General features: G+C 67.1%; 13 protein-coding genes. 10 read left to right on the forward strand and 3 right to left on the reverse strand.

Going from position 1 to position 15,560, the window contains the following annotated elements; translation table 11 throughout:
- Positions 1-168: 168 nt before the first annotated feature.
- The 5 genes from CV023_RS15205 to CV023_RS15225 all read left to right on the forward strand — a co-directional run bounded on the left by CV023_RS15205 (position 169) and on the right by CV023_RS15225 (position 6,396).
- Positions 169-981, forward strand: coding sequence for a hydroxypyruvate isomerase family protein (locus tag CV023_RS15205; RefSeq protein ID WP_230747244.1), 813 nt, complete (start codon positions 169-171; stop codon positions 979-981).
- Positions 982-1,018: 37 nt separating this feature from the next.
- Complete coding sequence (locus CV023_RS15210; protein WP_230747246.1) at positions 1,019-1,900, forward strand: 2-hydroxy-3-oxopropionate reductase; 882 nt, start codon at positions 1,019-1,021, stop codon at positions 1,898-1,900.
- 64 nt (positions 1,901-1,964) lie between these two features.
- The gene (gene gcl, locus CV023_RS15215) at positions 1,965-3,761 is read left to right on the forward strand and encodes a glyoxylate carboligase (RefSeq protein WP_230747248.1); all 1,797 of its coding nucleotides are present in this window, start codon (positions 1,965-1,967) and stop codon (positions 3,759-3,761) included.
- Positions 3,762-3,880: 119 nt separating this feature from the next.
- A complete protein-coding gene (gene allB, locus CV023_RS15220; protein ID WP_230747249.1) occupies positions 3,881-5,236 on the forward strand; it encodes an allantoinase AllB in 1,356 nt (451 codons plus the stop codon).
- A 443-nt stretch (positions 5,237-5,679) separates the two neighbouring features.
- Positions 5,680-6,396 carry a DUF559 domain-containing protein gene (locus tag CV023_RS15225; RefSeq protein WP_230747251.1) on the forward strand — a complete coding sequence of 239 codons (717 nt, stop codon included), beginning with the start codon at positions 5,680-5,682 and terminating at the stop codon, positions 6,394-6,396.
- Between the two features lie 86 nt (positions 6,397-6,482).
- Here CV023_RS15225 and bcp read toward each other — a convergent pair whose 3' ends face one another.
- Together bcp and CV023_RS15235 are read right to left on the reverse strand one after the other, a co-directional pair.
- The gene (gene bcp / locus CV023_RS15230) at positions 6,483-6,950 is read right to left on the reverse strand and encodes a thioredoxin-dependent thiol peroxidase (RefSeq protein ID WP_230747253.1); all 468 of its coding nucleotides are present in this window, start codon (positions 6,948-6,950) and stop codon (positions 6,483-6,485) included.
- A gap of 37 nt (positions 6,951-6,987) precedes the next feature.
- Positions 6,988-8,208, reverse strand: a complete 1,221-nt coding sequence (locus CV023_RS15235) for a glycerate kinase (RefSeq protein WP_230747255.1) — start codon at positions 8,206-8,208, stop codon at positions 6,988-6,990.
- 189 nt (positions 8,209-8,397) lie between these two features.
- Between CV023_RS15235 and uraD the strand changes: the two genes are divergently transcribed.
- From uraD to aceE, 4 genes are all read left to right on the forward strand, one after another.
- The gene (gene uraD, locus CV023_RS15240; RefSeq protein WP_230747268.1) at positions 8,398-8,919 is read left to right on the forward strand and encodes a 2-oxo-4-hydroxy-4-carboxy-5-ureidoimidazoline decarboxylase; all 522 of its coding nucleotides are present in this window, start codon (positions 8,398-8,400) and stop codon (positions 8,917-8,919) included.
- Entirely contained in the window at positions 8,916-9,239 is a 324-nt protein-coding gene (gene uraH / locus CV023_RS15245) for a hydroxyisourate hydrolase (protein ID WP_230747272.1), read from the forward strand. Before uraD ends, uraH begins: the two co-directional genes overlap by 4 nt.
- A 165-nt stretch (positions 9,240-9,404) precedes the next feature.
- Positions 9,405-10,289, forward strand: a complete 885-nt coding sequence (gene pucL / locus CV023_RS15250; protein WP_230747274.1) for a factor-independent urate hydroxylase — start codon at positions 9,405-9,407, stop codon at positions 10,287-10,289.
- Positions 10,290-10,362: 73 nt separating this feature from the next.
- Positions 10,363-13,098, forward strand: coding sequence for a pyruvate dehydrogenase (acetyl-transferring), homodimeric type (aceE, locus tag CV023_RS15255; protein ID WP_230747283.1), 2,736 nt, complete (start codon positions 10,363-10,365; stop codon positions 13,096-13,098).
- 25 nt (positions 13,099-13,123) lie between these two features.
- Here the strand turns inward: aceE and CV023_RS15260 are convergent, their stop codons facing one another.
- Positions 13,124-13,909 carry an IclR family transcriptional regulator gene (locus CV023_RS15260; RefSeq protein WP_230747285.1) on the reverse strand — a complete coding sequence of 262 codons (786 nt, stop codon included), beginning with the start codon at positions 13,907-13,909 and terminating at the stop codon, positions 13,124-13,126.
- A 214-nt stretch (positions 13,910-14,123) separates the two neighbouring features.
- Between CV023_RS15260 and CV023_RS15265 the strand changes: the two genes are divergently transcribed.
- Positions 14,124-15,503 carry an NAD-dependent malic enzyme gene (locus CV023_RS15265; RefSeq protein WP_230747287.1) on the forward strand — a complete coding sequence of 460 codons (1,380 nt, stop codon included), beginning with the start codon at positions 14,124-14,126 and terminating at the stop codon, positions 15,501-15,503.
- Positions 15,504-15,560 lie beyond the last annotated feature (57 nt).

Below are 15,560 nucleotides of genomic sequence, written 5' to 3' on the forward strand. Positions count from 1 at the left end.
TCGCGCGAGGGTGCTGGGCCGCCGTCAGGTAGCAGTGGGGAAATTCTTCTGAGCAGGTTGACTCCCGGCCGCGACCCTGCCTATGCTTGATTTCATCAAACGGAAATGAACTTCCACGATACGAAAACAGTGGAAGTCCGTACTCGCAGAGACGCGAAGGAGAACACCATGGCGACATTCGCTTTCACCGATGCCGACAGCTACGTCCTCAACTGCTCAACCCTGCTCACCGAACTGCCCGTCATGGAGCGTGCCCAGGCGGCCAAGGACGCCGGGTTCGGCCAGGTCGAGTTCTGGTGGCCCTTCGACGGCAACCCGCGCCCCACCTCGGCGGAGGTCGATGGGTTCATCGCCTCCCTCGAGTCCGCCGGAGTCGAACTCAAGGGCCTGAACTTCTGGGCCGGGAACATGGCCGGCGGCGATCGCGGCATGGTCTCGATCCCCGGTGCCGAGGCCGACTTCGCCGCGAACGTCGAGATCGTCGTCGAGATCGGGCGCCGCACCGGCTGCCGCGCCTTCAACGCCCTCTACGGCCTGCGGGTCGACGGCGCAGATCCCGAGGAGCAGGACCGGATCGCCGCGGCCAACCTCGAGCTCGCCGCGAACGCGGTTGCCGCAATCGGCGGCACCGTCCTCGTCGAACCCGTCTCCGGGGCCGAGGCCTACCCGCTCAAGCGGGCCGCCGACGCCGCCGAGGTGGTCGACCGGGTGCGGGCCCGCGGGGTCGACAACATCGCCGTGCTCGCCGACTTCTTCCATATGTCGATCAACGGCGACGACGTCGCTGCGGTCATCGAAACCGATGCGGCGAAGTTCGGCCACATCCAGATCGCTGACGCCGCCGGCCGCGGTGCGCCGGGCACGGGCGAGCTGCCCCTGCAGGATTGGATCAACCGCTCCTACGAGCTCGGCTACACCGGGGCCATCGCCCTCGAATACAAGCAGGACCGCGAGACCGCCTTCGAGTGGCTCGCGAACTGAGACCCCTCTTTCCAGACACAGCAGTGAGGACACGAACATGAGCAAGACAATCGCATTCATCGGACTCGGAATCATGGGCCTGCCGATGGCCAAGAACCTCGTGAGCGCCGGCTTCGACGTCCGCGGCTTCAACCGCAGCCCGGAGAAGGCCCAGGCCCTCGCCGAGGCGGGCGGCCAGGCCGCCGGAACCATCGCCGAGGCGGTCGACGGTGCCGAGGTCATCATCACCATGGTCCCCGATTCGCCCGACGTCGAAGACGTGCTCACCCGTGAGGACGGCATCCTCGCCCACGCTGCGGCGGGAGCCACCTGGATCGACTTCTCGACGATCCGCCCCGATGTGGCCAAAGGCCTCGCCGAGCAGGCCAAGGCCAAGGGGCTCAAGGCACTCGATGCCCCGGTCTCCGGCGGCGAACCCGGAGCCGTCGACGGAGTGCTCTCGATCATGGTCGGCGGAGACCAGGCCGACTTCGACGCCGCTGCCGAGGTCTTCGACGCCGTCGGCAAGACCATCGTCCTCGTCGGTCCCTCGGGCTCCGGCCAGACCGTCAAGGCCGCGAACCAGCTCATCGTCGCCGGCAACATCGGCCTGCTGGCCGAAGCCGTCGTCTTCCTCGAGGCCTACGGGGTCGAGACCACCTCGGCACTGCAGGTCCTCGGCGGAGGACTGGCCGGATCGAAGGTCCTCGAGCAGAAGGGGCAGAAGATGCTCGACCGGTCCTTCGAACCCGGCTTCCGACTGGCCCTGCACCACAAGGACATGGGCATCGTCACCGCCGCCGCCCGCGAGGCCGGCGTCGCGATCCCGCTCGGCTCATCGGTGGCCCAACTCGTCGCCGCGACCGTCCAGCAGGGCAACGGGGGACTCGACCATTCTGGTCTCTTCACCGTCGTCGAGCAGCTCTCCGGCAAGCAGTAGGCCCCACCACGAACCGAGCCGGCGACAACGTCGTCGCCGGCTCACCAACGCAAAGGACAGAACAATGACACGAATGCGCGCAGTTGACGCGGTGGTGCTCATCCTCGAGAAGGAAGGTGCCACGGAGACGTTCGGCCTGCCGGGCGCGGCCATCAACCCGCTGTACTCGGCGATGAAGGCCCACGGCGGCATCCGCCACACCCTGGCCCGGCACGTCGAGGGCGCCTCCCACATGGCCGACGGCTTCACCCGGGCGGCCGCCGGGAACATCGGCGTGTGCCTCGGCACCTCGGGACCGGCCGGCACCGACATGATCACCGGCCTCTACGCCGCGGCCGCGGACTCCCAGCCGATCCTCTGCATCACCGGCCAGGCGCCCGTTGCGGTCCTGGACAAGGAGGACTTCCAGGCCGTGGACATCGCCTCGATCGCCGCTCCGGTGACGAAGATGGCCAAGACCGTCCTCGAGGCCGGACAGGTGCCCGGGGTCTTCCAGTCCGCCTTCCAGCTCATGCGCTCGGCCCGCCCCGGTCCGGTGCTCATCGACCTGCCGATCGACGTCCAGCAGACGGAGATCGATTTCGACATCGCCACCTACGAACCGCTGCTGCCGTCGAAGCCGGCGGCCACCTCGGCGCAGGCGGAGAAGGTCCTCGACCTCATCGCCGAGGCGAAGCATCCGCTCATCATTGCCGGCGGCGGAATCCTCAACGCCGATGCCGCCGAGCGGCTCGTCGAGTTCGCCGAGGCGACCTCCATCCCGGTCTCGCCGACGCTCATGGGCTGGGGGACGATCCCGGACAACCACCCCCTGCAGGCGGGCATGGTCGGAATCCAGACCCACGTGCGCTACGGCAACGCCTCCTTCCTCGAATCCGACCTGGTCATCGGCATCGGCAACCGCTGGGCCAACCGCCACACCGGCGACCTCTCGGTGTATCGGGCGGGGCGGAAGTTCGTCCACATCGACATCGAACCCACCCAGATCGGACGCGTCTTCTCCCCGGACTACGGCGTCGTCTCCGATGCCGGAGCCGCCCTCGACGCCCTGCTCGCCGCGGCGCGTTCTCGCAGCGGCGGCGCGAGCCTGCCGGACTTCTCCGAGTGGGCGGGGGAGTGCACGGCGCGCAAGTCGACCGAGCATCGGAAGACGAACTACACGGAGATGCCGATCAAGCCGCAGCGTGTCTATCAGGAGATGAACGCCGCCTTCGACGAGGACGTGACCTATGTGTCGACGATCGGGCTGAGCCAGATCGCCGGAGCCCAGATGCTCCACGTCTACAAGCCCCGCCACTGGATCAACGCCGGTCAGGCCGGGCCTCTGGGGTGGACGGGACCGGCCGCGCTGGGCGTGGCGAAGGCGAAGCCGAACGAAACCGTCGTGGCCCTGTCCGGAGACTACGACTTCCAGTTCATGATCGAAGAGCTCGCCGTCGGTGCCCAGCACAGGATCCCGTACGTCCATGTGGTTGTCAACAACTCCTACCTCGGCCTGATCAGGCAGTCGCAGCGCGGCTTCGACATGGACTATCAGGTGTCCCTGGCGTTCGAGAACATCAACTCCACCGGCAGCGCTGCCGGCTACGGAGTCGACCACGTCGCCGTGGCGCAGGGACTCGGCTGCAAGGCGCTGCGGGTCGAGGACCCCGAACTCATCGGCGAAGGGCTGCGGGTGGCCAAGGAGCTCATGGACGAACACCAGGTCCCCGTCGTCGTCGAGGTCATCCTCGAACGGGTCACGAACATCTCGATGGGTGCCTCGCTCGATAAGATCAACGAGTTCGACGTGCTCGCCCAGACCCCGGCCGATGCGCCCACGGCGCTGACGCCGATGAGCGAACTCGTCGCCGCGAAGTAGAGACCGCGTCGGCCGACACACGGCGCACATATTGGTATACCATGGCCCCGGGGGAGTCGCACAGGCTCCCTCGGGGCCGTTCCATCCGACCACGGCGGTCGGATCAACGAGGAGGATGCATGAGCAATGACGACAGCTTCGACCTGATCATCCGCGCCCGGCGGGCCGCCCTGCCCGCAGGCGTGAGCGCGGCCGAAATCGGCGTCCGCGACGGCGCGATCGCCCAGATCGCCACCGGTGAAGACCGACTGAGCGGGACCGCCTCGGCGAGTGCCGAGGTCATCGAGATCGACGAGTCGCAGGTGCTGCTGCCCGGACTCGTCGATTCCCATGTCCACGTCAACGATCCCGGCCGCAGCGAATGGGAGGGCTTCGCCAGCGCCACCCGCGCCGCAGCCGCCGGCGGAGTGACGACGATCGTCGACATGCCCCTGAACTCCCTGCCGCCGACCGTCAACGTCGATTCGCTGCAGATCAAGCGCGAGGTCGCCGGTCCCAAGGCCTTCGTCGACGTCGGCTTCTGGGGTGGGGCGATCCCGGGCAACACCGCCGACCTGCGCCCGCTCTTCGACGCCGGAGTCTACGGCTTCAAATGCTTCCTCGAGGACTCGGGCGTCGAGGAGTTCCCACCGCTCGAGCCCGCCGAGATGAAGGCCGACATGGGCGAGATCGCCTCCTTCGACGGGATGCTCATCGTCCACGCCGAAGACCACGAGGTGATGGCCGAGGCGCCGTCGTTCTCGGGCCCCAAATTCAGCGACTTCCTTGCCTCACGGCCCCGCGAGGCCGAGAACGTGGCGATCGCCCGCGTCATCGACGCCGCCCGGGAGACCGGAGCCAGGGCGCACATCCTCCACCTCTCCTCGGCCGATGCGCTGCCGCAGATCGCCACTGCCAAGGCCGAAGGCGTCAGGCTCACCGTGGAGACCTGCCCGCACTACCTCGTCTTCACCGCCGAGGAGATCCCCGACGGGGCGACGACGCACAAGTGCTGCCCGCCGATCCGCGAGGAGTCGAATCGGGAGGCGCTGTGGCAGGGGCTCATCGACGGCACGATCGACTGCATCGTCTCCGACCATTCGCCCTCGACCGCCGAGCTCAAACTGCTCGACACCGGTGACTTCGGGGCTGCGTGGGGCGGGATCTCGTCCCTGCAGCTGGGGCTCTCGCTCGTGTGGACCGAGGCCGCGAAGCGCGGGGTCGACCTCGCCGAGGTGGTCCGCTGGATGTCCGCGGCACCGGCCGCCGTGGCCCGAGTGGAGGGCAAAGGCACGATCGCCGTGGGCAACGACGCCGATTTCGCCGTGTTCTCCCCGGACGAGGAGTGGACGGTCGCGGCCACCGAGCTCTACCACCGCAACCAGGTCAGCGCCTACGACACCCGGACCGTGCGCGGACGAGTGACGTCGACCCTGCTGCGCGGCGCCCCCGTCGACTTCGACCAGCCGCAGGGCCGTCTCCTGACCGCCCGCTGACCCTTAAAAGTCCTCTCACTGCTACCTGACGGCGGCCCAGCAACGTGGCGCCACGTTGCTGGGCCGCCGTCAGGTAGCAGTGGGGGAGTTTGTGCTCAGGGTTATCCACAGTCTCATGTAGTATATTGCGATTTGTTGCCAGATGATGCAATTTAGTGTCTATGCATCTGTTTCTGTCGACCGGCAAACTTCACCGGCTGGGTTTCACCAAAGATGAAATCCGGCGAGCTCAGCGGTGCTGTCTCTCGCGCATCGCCCGTGGGCGTTATGTGGCCACCTCCGTCTGCGATGATCCGCGTCATCGGGCGATCTGGAGCGCGCTGTCAGAAGAAGAATTCGAGGCCCTGGCATCGCGAGGAAACATGCGCGACGAGATGGACCGGCTGAGATTGCTGATCCGGGCGCGGGCGGAGAAGGTGAATGCCGCATCGAGGCGGAACCGCGTGACAAAGGGCAGAGAGGTGTTCTCGCACATCTCGGCAGCGCTGATCCACGGGCTGGATCCGGCGTATTCCGCCACCGCACGCGTCGAGGCGCTGCGACCGAACGTCAGTCGGAAGTACAGGTATCTCCACGTTCGCAACAGAGAGCTTCCGAGAGACCAGACCACCGTGATCGGCATGTATTCTGCGACCACTCTCGAGAGGACGCTGGTCGACGTGGCCAGAGACTACGAGTTGGCCCTCTCCGTGGCACTCATCGATCAGGCGATCCGGGACGGACTCACATCGAGAAGTCATATTGCCGATCAACTTGATCGCTATCCGGCGGTACGCGGCGACGGTGCGGTACGTCAAGCGCTCGCCTTGTCCGACGGTCGGCGGGAGTCGGCCCCCGAGTCGATCGCAGCGGTTCGCTTCTTCGAACATGGAATCGAGGGATTCGAGCCTCAGGTGGAGTTCTTCGATGAGAGCGGTCGGATCTTCGCACGCGTGGACTTCTGCAATGTCGATGCCAAGGTGATCGTCGAGGTGGATGGGATCGAAAAGTACTTCATGGACGATGACGCCCGTGGGAAGCTTGCGAAGGAGAAGGCTCGGGAGTCGGCTCTGGAGTCACGGGGATACCGAGTCATCCGGCTGACATTCGGCCAATTGTTCCAGTCCGCGCCATTCGACCATATCCTCAACACGGTCGCGGCCCGGCTCCGACAGCGCTGAGACCTCCCCACTGCTACCTGACGGCGGCCCAGCAACGTGGCGCCACGTTGCTGGGCCGCCGTCAGGTAGCAGTGGGGTGGGTGGGGTCAGGCGCCGAGGCTCTTGCGCAGGCGGGCGACGTGGCCTTCGGCGTCGACGTTGTATTCGGCGGAAGTGAGCACTCCCTCCTCGTCGATGACGAAGGTCGAACGCAGAGTGCCCTCGAAGGTCCGGTCGCCGATGGTCTTCTCGCCGAAGCTGCCGTAGGCCTTCGCGAGTTCTGCGCCGGGATCCGAGAGCAGAGGGAAGGTCAGCGACTCGTCGGCCGCGAAGGCCTTGAGCGCCTCGGCGTCATCGGGGGAGACCCCGAGGACCTGGAACCCGGCCGCGGCCAGCGAGGACAGATTGTCCCGGAAGTCGCACGCTTCGGTCGTGCATCCGGGTGTGGCCGCCTTCGGGTAGAAGTAGAGGATCACCTTCTGCCCGGCGAAGTCCGCCTTCGAATAGGTCGTGCCGTTCGCATCGGCGAGGGAGAAGTCCGGTGCCTGATCTCCTGCGCTCAGCTGTGTCGTCATGCTGTTTCCTTCCGTCGGTGTTCGTTCCTATTGGTGGTCAGTTGCGGCTCGCGCCCACGCCCGTGCCTGCGCCCACGCCCGTGCCTGCGCCCACGCCCGTGCCCGCCGCGAGGAGCGCGCAGGCCTGGGCGGCCGTGGATTCGATGAGCTCGCCGGCTCGCTCGGAGAGCTCGCTCAGGTCGGCCGGCCCGTCGGCGATGGACAGGGCCGCGGTGATCCCGGCGGCCCGGCATTCGGCGGGACCCAGCCCCACGCGTCCGGCGATGACGATGATCGAGGCCCGGGCGGGAGCATGGTCCCGCACGGCAGCGACGACCTTCCCGCCCAGGGACTGCGAGTCGAGGGACCCCTCCCCAGTGAGCACGATGTCGGCCGATTCGAGGGCCTCGGACAGGCCGACCGCCTCGGCGACCATCGTCGATCCGGGCACCACCTCGGCGCCGAGCAGCGTCGTCAGGGCCAGGGGGATGCCTCCCGCCGCCCCGAATCCGGGGGTCGCTGCCAGCGATTCCGCCAGCTCCCGGGAGCCCGCGAGCACCTCGGCGAGGTGGCCCAACCCGGTGTCGAGGGTCTCCACATCGGCGGGGTCGGCCCCCTTCTGCGGGCCGAAGACCGCGGCGGCACCGCGCGGGCCGGTGAGCGGATTGTCGACGTCGACGGCGATGCGCCACCGGACCTGCCGGGCGCGCGGATCGAGACCGGAGTCATCGACCGCGGCCAGTGCCGCCAGCCCGCCGCCGCCGGGCGCGATGGGTTCGCCGTTCGCGTCGGTGAAGCGCGCGCCGAGGGCCGAGACGATGCCGGTTCCGCCGTCGGTGCTCGCCGAGCCGCCGATGCACAGGAGGATCTCCTCGACGCCGAGGTCGAGGACGGCGCGGGCGATGAGTCCGACCCCGTAGGTGTCGGCGCGCAGGGGCTCAAGGGCGACATCGGAGACCTGTGGCAGCCCGTTGGCCTGGGCGGCCTCGATGACCGCGGTCCGCCCGTCGGCGGAGACCCCGAAGCTCGCCGAGGCGGTTCTGCCCAGGGCGTCGACAACCTCGACGGTGCGCGGCGGCGTTGCCCACACGGCGAGCAGGGCGTCGAGGGTGCCCTCCCCGCCGTCGGCGAAGGGCAGTTCGGTGACTGTCGCGGCCGGGAAGACCTGGCGGGCACCGCGGGCCAGAGCCGCGGCGGCCGCAGGTGCGGAGGCCGAGCCCTTGAAGGAATCGGGCGCGCAGACGATGGTCGGGGTCTGTGTCGAAGCGTCGATGCTCATGGCCTCATTCAACCTCATTGTCGTGATCGCGGTGGCCGGGTGCCCACGGGGCGGACGGCCGCCGGCGGCTCCGTCCCCCATCAGTATCCATGATGCGGAAGAATGTTTCCAATTGGCGACCCCTGCAACTTGACATCCGCGCGGCCGGACAGCAGACTCGGATCAATCGAACGGAAATGGTATTCCGAAATGCGAAAGCCCATCGAGGAGGTCACCGTGGACCTGGACGAGTTCAACCGATTGCCCGAGGACGAGGCCCGCGCAGCACTGCGCCCCTGCCTCGACGTCGATCGGTGGATCGCCGAGGTGAGCGCCGCCCGTCCGTATCCGGACGTCGACTCCGCGCTCGCCGCCGCCCGCAGCGCCGCGAACCCGCTGACGCCGGAGGAGATCGATGCCGCGCTGGCCCATCACCCGCGGATCGGGGAGAAGGCCGCAGGCGATTCCGCCGAGGCGGCCCATTCGAGCCGTGAACAGGCGGGTCTGGGGCAGCTCGGCACCGACGTGCAGTCCCGTCTGGCCGCCGGCAACGCCGCCTACGAAGAGCGCTTCGACCGGGTCTTCCTCATCCGCGCCGCCGGGCGCGACCCCGAGGAGATCCTGGCCGAACTCGAACGCCGCATGGACAACACCGACGACGCCGAGCTCGCCGAGGTCGGCGAGCAGCTCATCCAGATCGCCGCCCTGAGACTCGAAGGAGCACTCACATGAGCTTCATCTCCGCCCACGCACTCGATTCGACCCTCGGCACGCCCGCCCGGGACCTCGAGGTCAGCCTCTTCGACGGAGACGAGATCATCGCCTCGGCGCGCACTGACGACAACGGTCGTGTCTCGGAATTCGGACCGGAGCACCTCGAGGCCGGAGACTATCGGATCGTATTCTCTACCGGCGACTACTTCGCGGCCCAGGGGCAGGATCACTTCCATCCCGCGGTCACGATCGACTTCACGGTCAAAGCCGGTGAAGCGCACTACCACATTCCGCTGCTGCTCAGTCCATTCGCCTACAGCACCTACCGCGGCAGCTGAAGAACCGCACCACCTATAGACACCAGGGGAAGCAGGCCCCCTGCAGGATCTGGATCCTCAACAAACCGCCGAAGCCCAGCAGGGGCCTCGCAGATTGATTGGTCACGGCGCGCGCCCTCGGAGACGAGCAGATGCGAGCGCCGACAGAGCTATAGGAGCACGAACATGAGCACAGTGAAACTGACGACGAACCAGTACGGCAAGGCCGAGAACCGGCTGATGCGGGTCTACCGGGACTCCGAACGCCACGAGATCCGCGATCTCAACGTCACCTCCCAGCTGTGGGGCGACTTCGAGACCGCCCACACCAAGGGCGACAACGAACACGTCGTGGCCACCGACACCCAGAAGAACACGGTCTTCGCCAAGGCCAAGGAACTCGGAGTGAGCTCACCCGAGCAGTTCCTCCTCGGCCTGGCCGAGCACTTCACCTCGAGCTTCGACTGGGTCACCGGCGGACGCTGGGCGGCCGAAGAATACGGCTGGGACCGGATCAACGATCACAACCACTCCTTCTACAAGGCCGCCCCGGAGACCCGCACCGCGGTGCTCACCCGCGACGGTGAGACGAACACGCTGATCTCCGGCTTCTACGGACTCACGGTGCTCAAGACCACCGAATCGGGCTTCGTCGGCTACCCGAAGGACAAGTACACCACCCTGCCGGAGACCGACGACAGGATCCTCGCCACCGACATCGCCACCCGCTGGATCTACAACACCACGGACCTCGACTTCGAGGCCGTCTACACGCGTGTCAAGGAAATCATCCTCGACTCGTTCACCGATCACTACTCGCATGCCCTCCAGCACACCCTCTACCAGATGGGTGAGAAGGTCATCGAGGCTGTTCCGGAGATCGACGAGATACGCTTCTCCTGCCCGAACAAACACCACTTCCTCTACGACATCGAACGCTTCGGGCTGGAGAACCCGAACGAAGTGTTCATCGTCGCTGATCGGCCCTACGGGCTGATCGAAGCCACATTCACCCGCGACGGCGTGGAGGAGAACAAGGAGGCCTGGGCGCAGATCGCCGGCTTCTGCTGATCAGAGAAGTTCCATCTCCGGGCTCTCGGGGCACCTCCCCGGGAGCCCGGAACCCCGTGAGAAGGAAACCCCGATGACCCAGACCACATCCTCGGCGATCCCGAGTGAAACGCCCGAACAGGAAGTCGACGAATGGCTCGAGTCCTGGGAGGGACTCGTGGCCGAGCGCGGCACCCTGCGCGCCGGCGAGATCATGGAGGCCCTGCGGCTGCGCGCGGCCTCGAACTCGGTGGCCCAGCCGAAGGTGACGACGACCGACTACGTCAACACTATCCCGGCCGACCAGGAACCCGAGTATCCAGGCGATGAGCGCCTCGAGCGCAAGTACCGCAAATGGCTGCGCTGGAACGCCGCGATGCTCGTCCATCGCGCCCAGCGACCCGAGATCTCCGTGGGCGGTCACATCTCGACCTATGCGGGTGCCGCAACCCTCTACGAGATCGGGTTCAACAACTTCTTCCGCGGCCAGGACCACCCCGGCGGCGGCGACCAGGTCTTCTTCCAGGGCCACGCCTCCCCGGGCATGTACGCCCGCGCCTTCCTCGAGGGGCGCTTGAGCGAGGCCGACCTCGACGGCTTCCGCCAGGAGGCCTCGAAGTCTCCGCATGGACTCAGCTCCTACCCGCATCCGCGCCTGATGCCCGAGTTCTGGCAGTTCCCGACCGTGTCGATGGGCCTCGGCCCGATCAACGCGATCTACCAGGCGCAGATGAACCGCTACCTGCACAACCGCGGCATCAAGGACACCTCCGACCAGCGGGTGTGGGCCTTCCTCGGCGACGGCGAGATGGACGAACCCGAATCGCGCGGGGCGCTCCAGCTCGCGGCCAATGAGGGACTCGACAACCTCACCTTCGTCGTCAACTGCAACCTGCAGCGCCTCGACGGCCCGGTCCGCGGCAACGGCAAGATCGTCCAGGAGCTCGAAGCCGCCTTCACCGGCGCCGGCTGGAACGTCATCAAGGTCCTGTGGGGCCGCGAGTGGGATTCCCTGCTCGACAACGACCACACCGGCGAGCTCGTGCGGATCATGAACGAGACCCTCGACGGGGACTACCAGACCTTCAAGGCCGAATCCGGCGGTTTCATCCGCGACAACTTCTTCGGCCGCTCCCCGACGACCAAAGGCCTCGTCGAACACCTCTCCGACGACGACATCTGGAACCTCAAGCGCGGCGGCCACGACTATCACAAGGTCTACGCCGCCTACCGTCACGCGGTGAACACGAACGGCAAGCCCACCGTCGTCCTCGTCCAGACCGTCAAAGGCTACGGCCTGGGCACGAGCTTCGAATCGCGCAACGCCACCCACCAGATGAAGAAGTTCACCGCCGCCGACGTCAAGGCCTTCCGCGACCGGATGGACATCCCGATCACCGACAAGGTCATCGACGAGGACCCCTACGCCGTGCCGTACTACCATCCGGGCACCGACGCCGAGGAGATCGAGTACATGCTCGAACGCCGCCGGGAACTCGGCGGCTTCCTCCCGGCACGCAAACCTGAGCATTCCAAGAAGACCCTGCCCGAGGTGTCCGACAAGGCCTTCGCGCAGACGAAGAAGGGCTCGGGGCAGCAGCAGGCCGCGACGACCATGGCCTTCGTCCGCCTGCTCAAGGACCTCATGCGGGAGAAGGGCATCGGCAACCGGATCGTGCCCATCATCCCCGATGAGGCCCGGACCTTCGGCATCGACGCGTTCTTCCCGACCGCGAAGATCTACAACCCGAACGGGCAGAACTACCTCGCCGTGGACCGTGAGCTCTTCCTCTCCTACAAGGAGGCGACATCGGGCCAGCTGCTCCACGTCGGCATCAACGAGGCCGGGGCAGCGGCCGGGTTCACGGCCGCCGGCACCGCATACTCCACGCACGGCGAGCCGATGATCCCGATCTACGTGTTCTACTCGATGTTCGGCTTCCAGCGCACCGGCGACGCCTTCTGGGCGGCCGGTGACCAGATGACCCGCGGGTTCATCATCGGCGCCACGGCTGGTCGGACCACGCTGACGGGCGAAGGCCTCCAGCACGCCGACGGACACTCACCGGTGCTCGCGGCCACCAACCCCGCGGTCGTGAGCTATGATCCGGCCTACGGCTACGAGATCGGGCACATCGTCCGCGACGGCCTGCACCGGATGTACGGCGAGCACGACCTCGGCGAGGACGCCCGCAACGTCATGTACTACCTCACCGTGTACAACGAGCCGATGCTCCAGCCGGCCGAGCCCGAGGACGTCGACGTCGAGGGGATCCTCAAAGGAATCCACCGCGTCGCCGAGGCGGGGGCCGGGGACGGTCCGAAGGCTCAGCTGCTCGCCTCCGGCGTCGCCGTCCCCTGGGCCCTCGAGGCCCGCGGACTGCTCGCCCAGGACTGGGGCGTCGATGCCGCCGTGTGGTCGGTGACCTCGTGGTCCCAGCTGCGCCGCGACGGACTCGCCTGCGAAGCGGAGAAGCTCGAGAACTTCGAAGCCGAGCCGCGCACCCCGTATGTGCGACAGCGACTGGGGTCGGAAGCGGGGCCGATCGTGGCCACGAGCGACTTCGACTCCACGCAGCCGGACCTCATCCGGCCCTTCCTCAAGCAGGACTTCGCGACCCTGGGAGCCGACGGCTTCGGCTTCTCCGACACGCGGGCGGCCGCGCGCCGTCACTTCAAGATCGATGCCCACTCGATGGTCGTGCGGACCCTGCAGCTGCTCGCCGACCGCGGTGAGATCGCTCGCAGCGTGCCGGTCGAGGCCGCGAAGAAGTACCGTCTCGACGACGTCAACGCAGGCACCTCCGGCACCGCCGGCGGCGATTCCTGAAGCAGCTCAGTCCCCGCGAAGCAGCTCAGGCCCCGCGGCGCATGTCCTCGGAGATGCGCTGCGCGGCCGAGCGCAGGAGCGGGATGGCGCGGTCGGCGAAGGCCTGATCGACGCGGCTGATCGGGCCGGAGACCGAGATCGCCAGAGGAGCGGGAGCATCGGGGATGGACATGGCGAAGCAGCGCACCCCCAGCTCCTGCTCCTGCTCGTCGATCGAGTAGCCGCGCTCGCGGATGCGCTCGAGCTCGGCCTCGAGCGCCTCCAGGGTGCCGATGCTGTGTTCCGTGGGCGTCGGCATCCCCGCAGTGGCCACGATGTGGCGGACCTGCTCGGCCTCGAGGCCGGCGAGGATGGCCTTGCCGACCCCGGTGTCGTGCATATGGGTCCGCCGGCCCACCTCGGTGAACATGCGCATCTGCCGCTGGGAGGCGACCTGATCGACGTAGACGACCATGTCGCCGTCGAGGGTCGCGACGTTCGCGGACTCGCCGAGCTCCTCGACGAGCGTGCGCAGATAGGGGCGGGCGATCGCACCGAGCTGTTCCCCGGCGAGATTGCCGAGGCGGACCAGCCCGGGCCCGAGCGCATAGCCGCGGTTGGGCAGCTGCCGGACCACGCCGAGGTTGACCAAGGTGTTGAGCAGGCGGTGGATCGTCGGCAGCGGTAGATTCACATCGGCGGCGATGTGACTCAGCGTCGCCGAGCCCGAGGAGTTCGCGATGCAGTCGAGCAGTCCGAAGGCGCGCTCGACGGACTGGACTCCGCCCTTGGTCTGACGAATCGCGGGAGTTGCCGTGTCGTTGCTTGTCATCGGAGTTCCTCTTCCTCGATCTGTGACGGTCGTCGCCGACTCGACTCTGAGTGCCGGGGCGAAGGTCCGCCTCGCTGAGCCCAGCGGCTGCAGCGAAACTATCGGCCAGTCTAATCCCGAAATGGAAGAAACTTTCCACACTCAGTTGGATATTCCACAATACAGAAGTTAGTATCCATAGTACGGAAAATGCATATCAGAGAGGATATCAACCATGGCTGCTCCCAGTCCCGGCTACTCCATCACCCTTCGCGTGGCGACAGCGGTCGGCCAGGCAGCGACGTCCGATCTCGTCGCCGCTGCAGCGGCCACGGGCGCCGCGGTCATCGCCCTCGACGTCGTCGAATCGACTCCGCACACCGTCATCATCGATGTCAGCGCCGACACCCGCGACACCGCCCACGCCGAGGAGGTCGCGGCCGCGCTCGGCAAGCTCCCCGGCGTCGAGGTCCGCAAGTCCTCCGACCGGACCTTCCTGCTCCACCTCGGCGGCAAGCTCGAATCCGCCCCCAAGGTGCCCCTGCGCAACCGCGACGACCTGTCCCGCGCCTACACCCCGGGCGTGGCCCGCGTGTGCAAGGCGATTGCGGAGAACAAGGCCGATGCCAGGCGCCTGACCATCAAACGCAACACCGTCGCCGTGGTCACGGACGGGACCGCGGTCCTGGGCCTCGGTGACATCGGCCCCGAAGCCGCGATGCCGGTGATGGAGGGCAAGGCCGTGCTGTTCAAGCAGTTCGCCGGGGTCGACGCCTGGCCGGTCGCTCTGGACACGAAGGACACCGAGGAGATCATCTCCATCTGCAAGGCCATCGCCCCGGCCTACGGCGGCATCAACCTCGAGGACATCTCCGCCCCGCGCTGCTTCGAGATCGAGGCCCGGCTGCGCGATGAGCTCGACATCCCGGTCTTCCACGATGACCAGCACGGCACCGGAATCGTCACCCTCGCGGCCCTGACGAACGCGCTCAAGGTCGTCGGGAAGAAGATCGAGGATCTGCGGATCGTCGTCTCCGGAGTCGGCGCGGCCGGCAATGCGATCATCCGCCTCCTCCAGGTCGCGGGGGCAGAGAACATCATCGCCTGCGGTCGCGACGGGGCCATCGGCCCGAACTCGAAAGTCGACACCGAGCACAAGAAGTGGCTGCAGGCCAACACGAATCCGGAAGGGTTCGAAGGCACGCTCAAGGAAGCCGTGGTCGGCGCGGACGCATTCATCGGCGTCTCGGCTCCCAATGTACTCGACGGCGATGACATCAAGGCGATGAACTCAGGCGCGCTCGTCTTCGCGATGGCCAACCCGGACCCGGAGGTCGACCCCGCCGAGGCGCTGAAGTACGCGGCCGTCGTCGCCACCGGGCGCAGCGACTACCCGAACCAGATCAACAACGTCCTCGCCTTCCCCGGCATCTTCCGCGGCCTCCTCGACGCCGAAGCCACCGATGTCGATGAGAACATCATGGTCGCCGCCGCCGAGGCGATCGCCTCCTGCATCCCGGAAGAGGAGCTCCACCCCGGCTACGTCATCCCCTCGGTCTTCGACCCCGAGGTCGCGAAGAAGGTCGCCGAGGCGGTCGCCGCCGTATCGAGGTGAGTGGCGTCCGGGATGGAATGAGAGACAATGAGCACAGGCCGTGCGATGACGCCGGAG

The organism is Brevibacterium sp. CCUG 69071, assembly GCF_021023135.1.
Taxonomy (GTDB): Bacteria; Actinomycetota; Actinomycetes; order Actinomycetales; family Brevibacteriaceae; genus Brevibacterium.

Excerpts from the sequence above, each read along its gene's own strand:
- CV023_RS15205 (WP_230747244.1), top strand. The coding sequence starts at position 169 with ATGGCGACATTCGCTTTCACCGATGCCGACAGCTACGTCCTCAACTGC.
- CV023_RS15210 (WP_230747246.1), top strand. The coding sequence starts at position 1,019 with ATGAGCAAGACAATCGCATTCATCGGACTCGGAATCATGGGCCTGCCG.
- gcl (WP_230747248.1), top strand. The coding sequence starts at position 1,965 with ATGACACGAATGCGCGCAGTTGACGCGGTGGTGCTCATCCTCGAGAAG.
- allB (WP_230747249.1), top strand. The coding sequence starts at position 3,881 with ATGAGCAATGACGACAGCTTCGACCTGATCATCCGCGCCCGGCGGGCC.
- bcp (WP_230747253.1), bottom strand. The coding sequence starts at position 6,950 with ATGACGACACAGCTGAGCGCAGGAGATCAGGCACCGGACTTCTCCCTC.
- CV023_RS15235 (WP_230747255.1), bottom strand. The coding sequence starts at position 8,208 with ATGAGCATCGACGCTTCGACACAGACCCCGACCATCGTCTGCGCGCCC.
- uraD (WP_230747268.1), top strand. The coding sequence starts at position 8,398 with ATGCGAAAGCCCATCGAGGAGGTCACCGTGGACCTGGACGAGTTCAAC.
- uraH (WP_230747272.1), top strand. The coding sequence starts at position 8,916 with ATGAGCTTCATCTCCGCCCACGCACTCGATTCGACCCTCGGCACGCCC.
- pucL (WP_230747274.1), top strand. The coding sequence starts at position 9,405 with ATGAGCACAGTGAAACTGACGACGAACCAGTACGGCAAGGCCGAGAAC.
- aceE (WP_230747283.1), top strand. The coding sequence starts at position 10,363 with ATGACCCAGACCACATCCTCGGCGATCCCGAGTGAAACGCCCGAACAG.
- CV023_RS15260 (WP_230747285.1), bottom strand. The coding sequence starts at position 13,909 with ATGACAAGCAACGACACGGCAACTCCCGCGATTCGTCAGACCAAGGGC.
- CV023_RS15265 (WP_230747287.1), top strand. The coding sequence starts at position 14,124 with ATGGCTGCTCCCAGTCCCGGCTACTCCATCACCCTTCGCGTGGCGACA.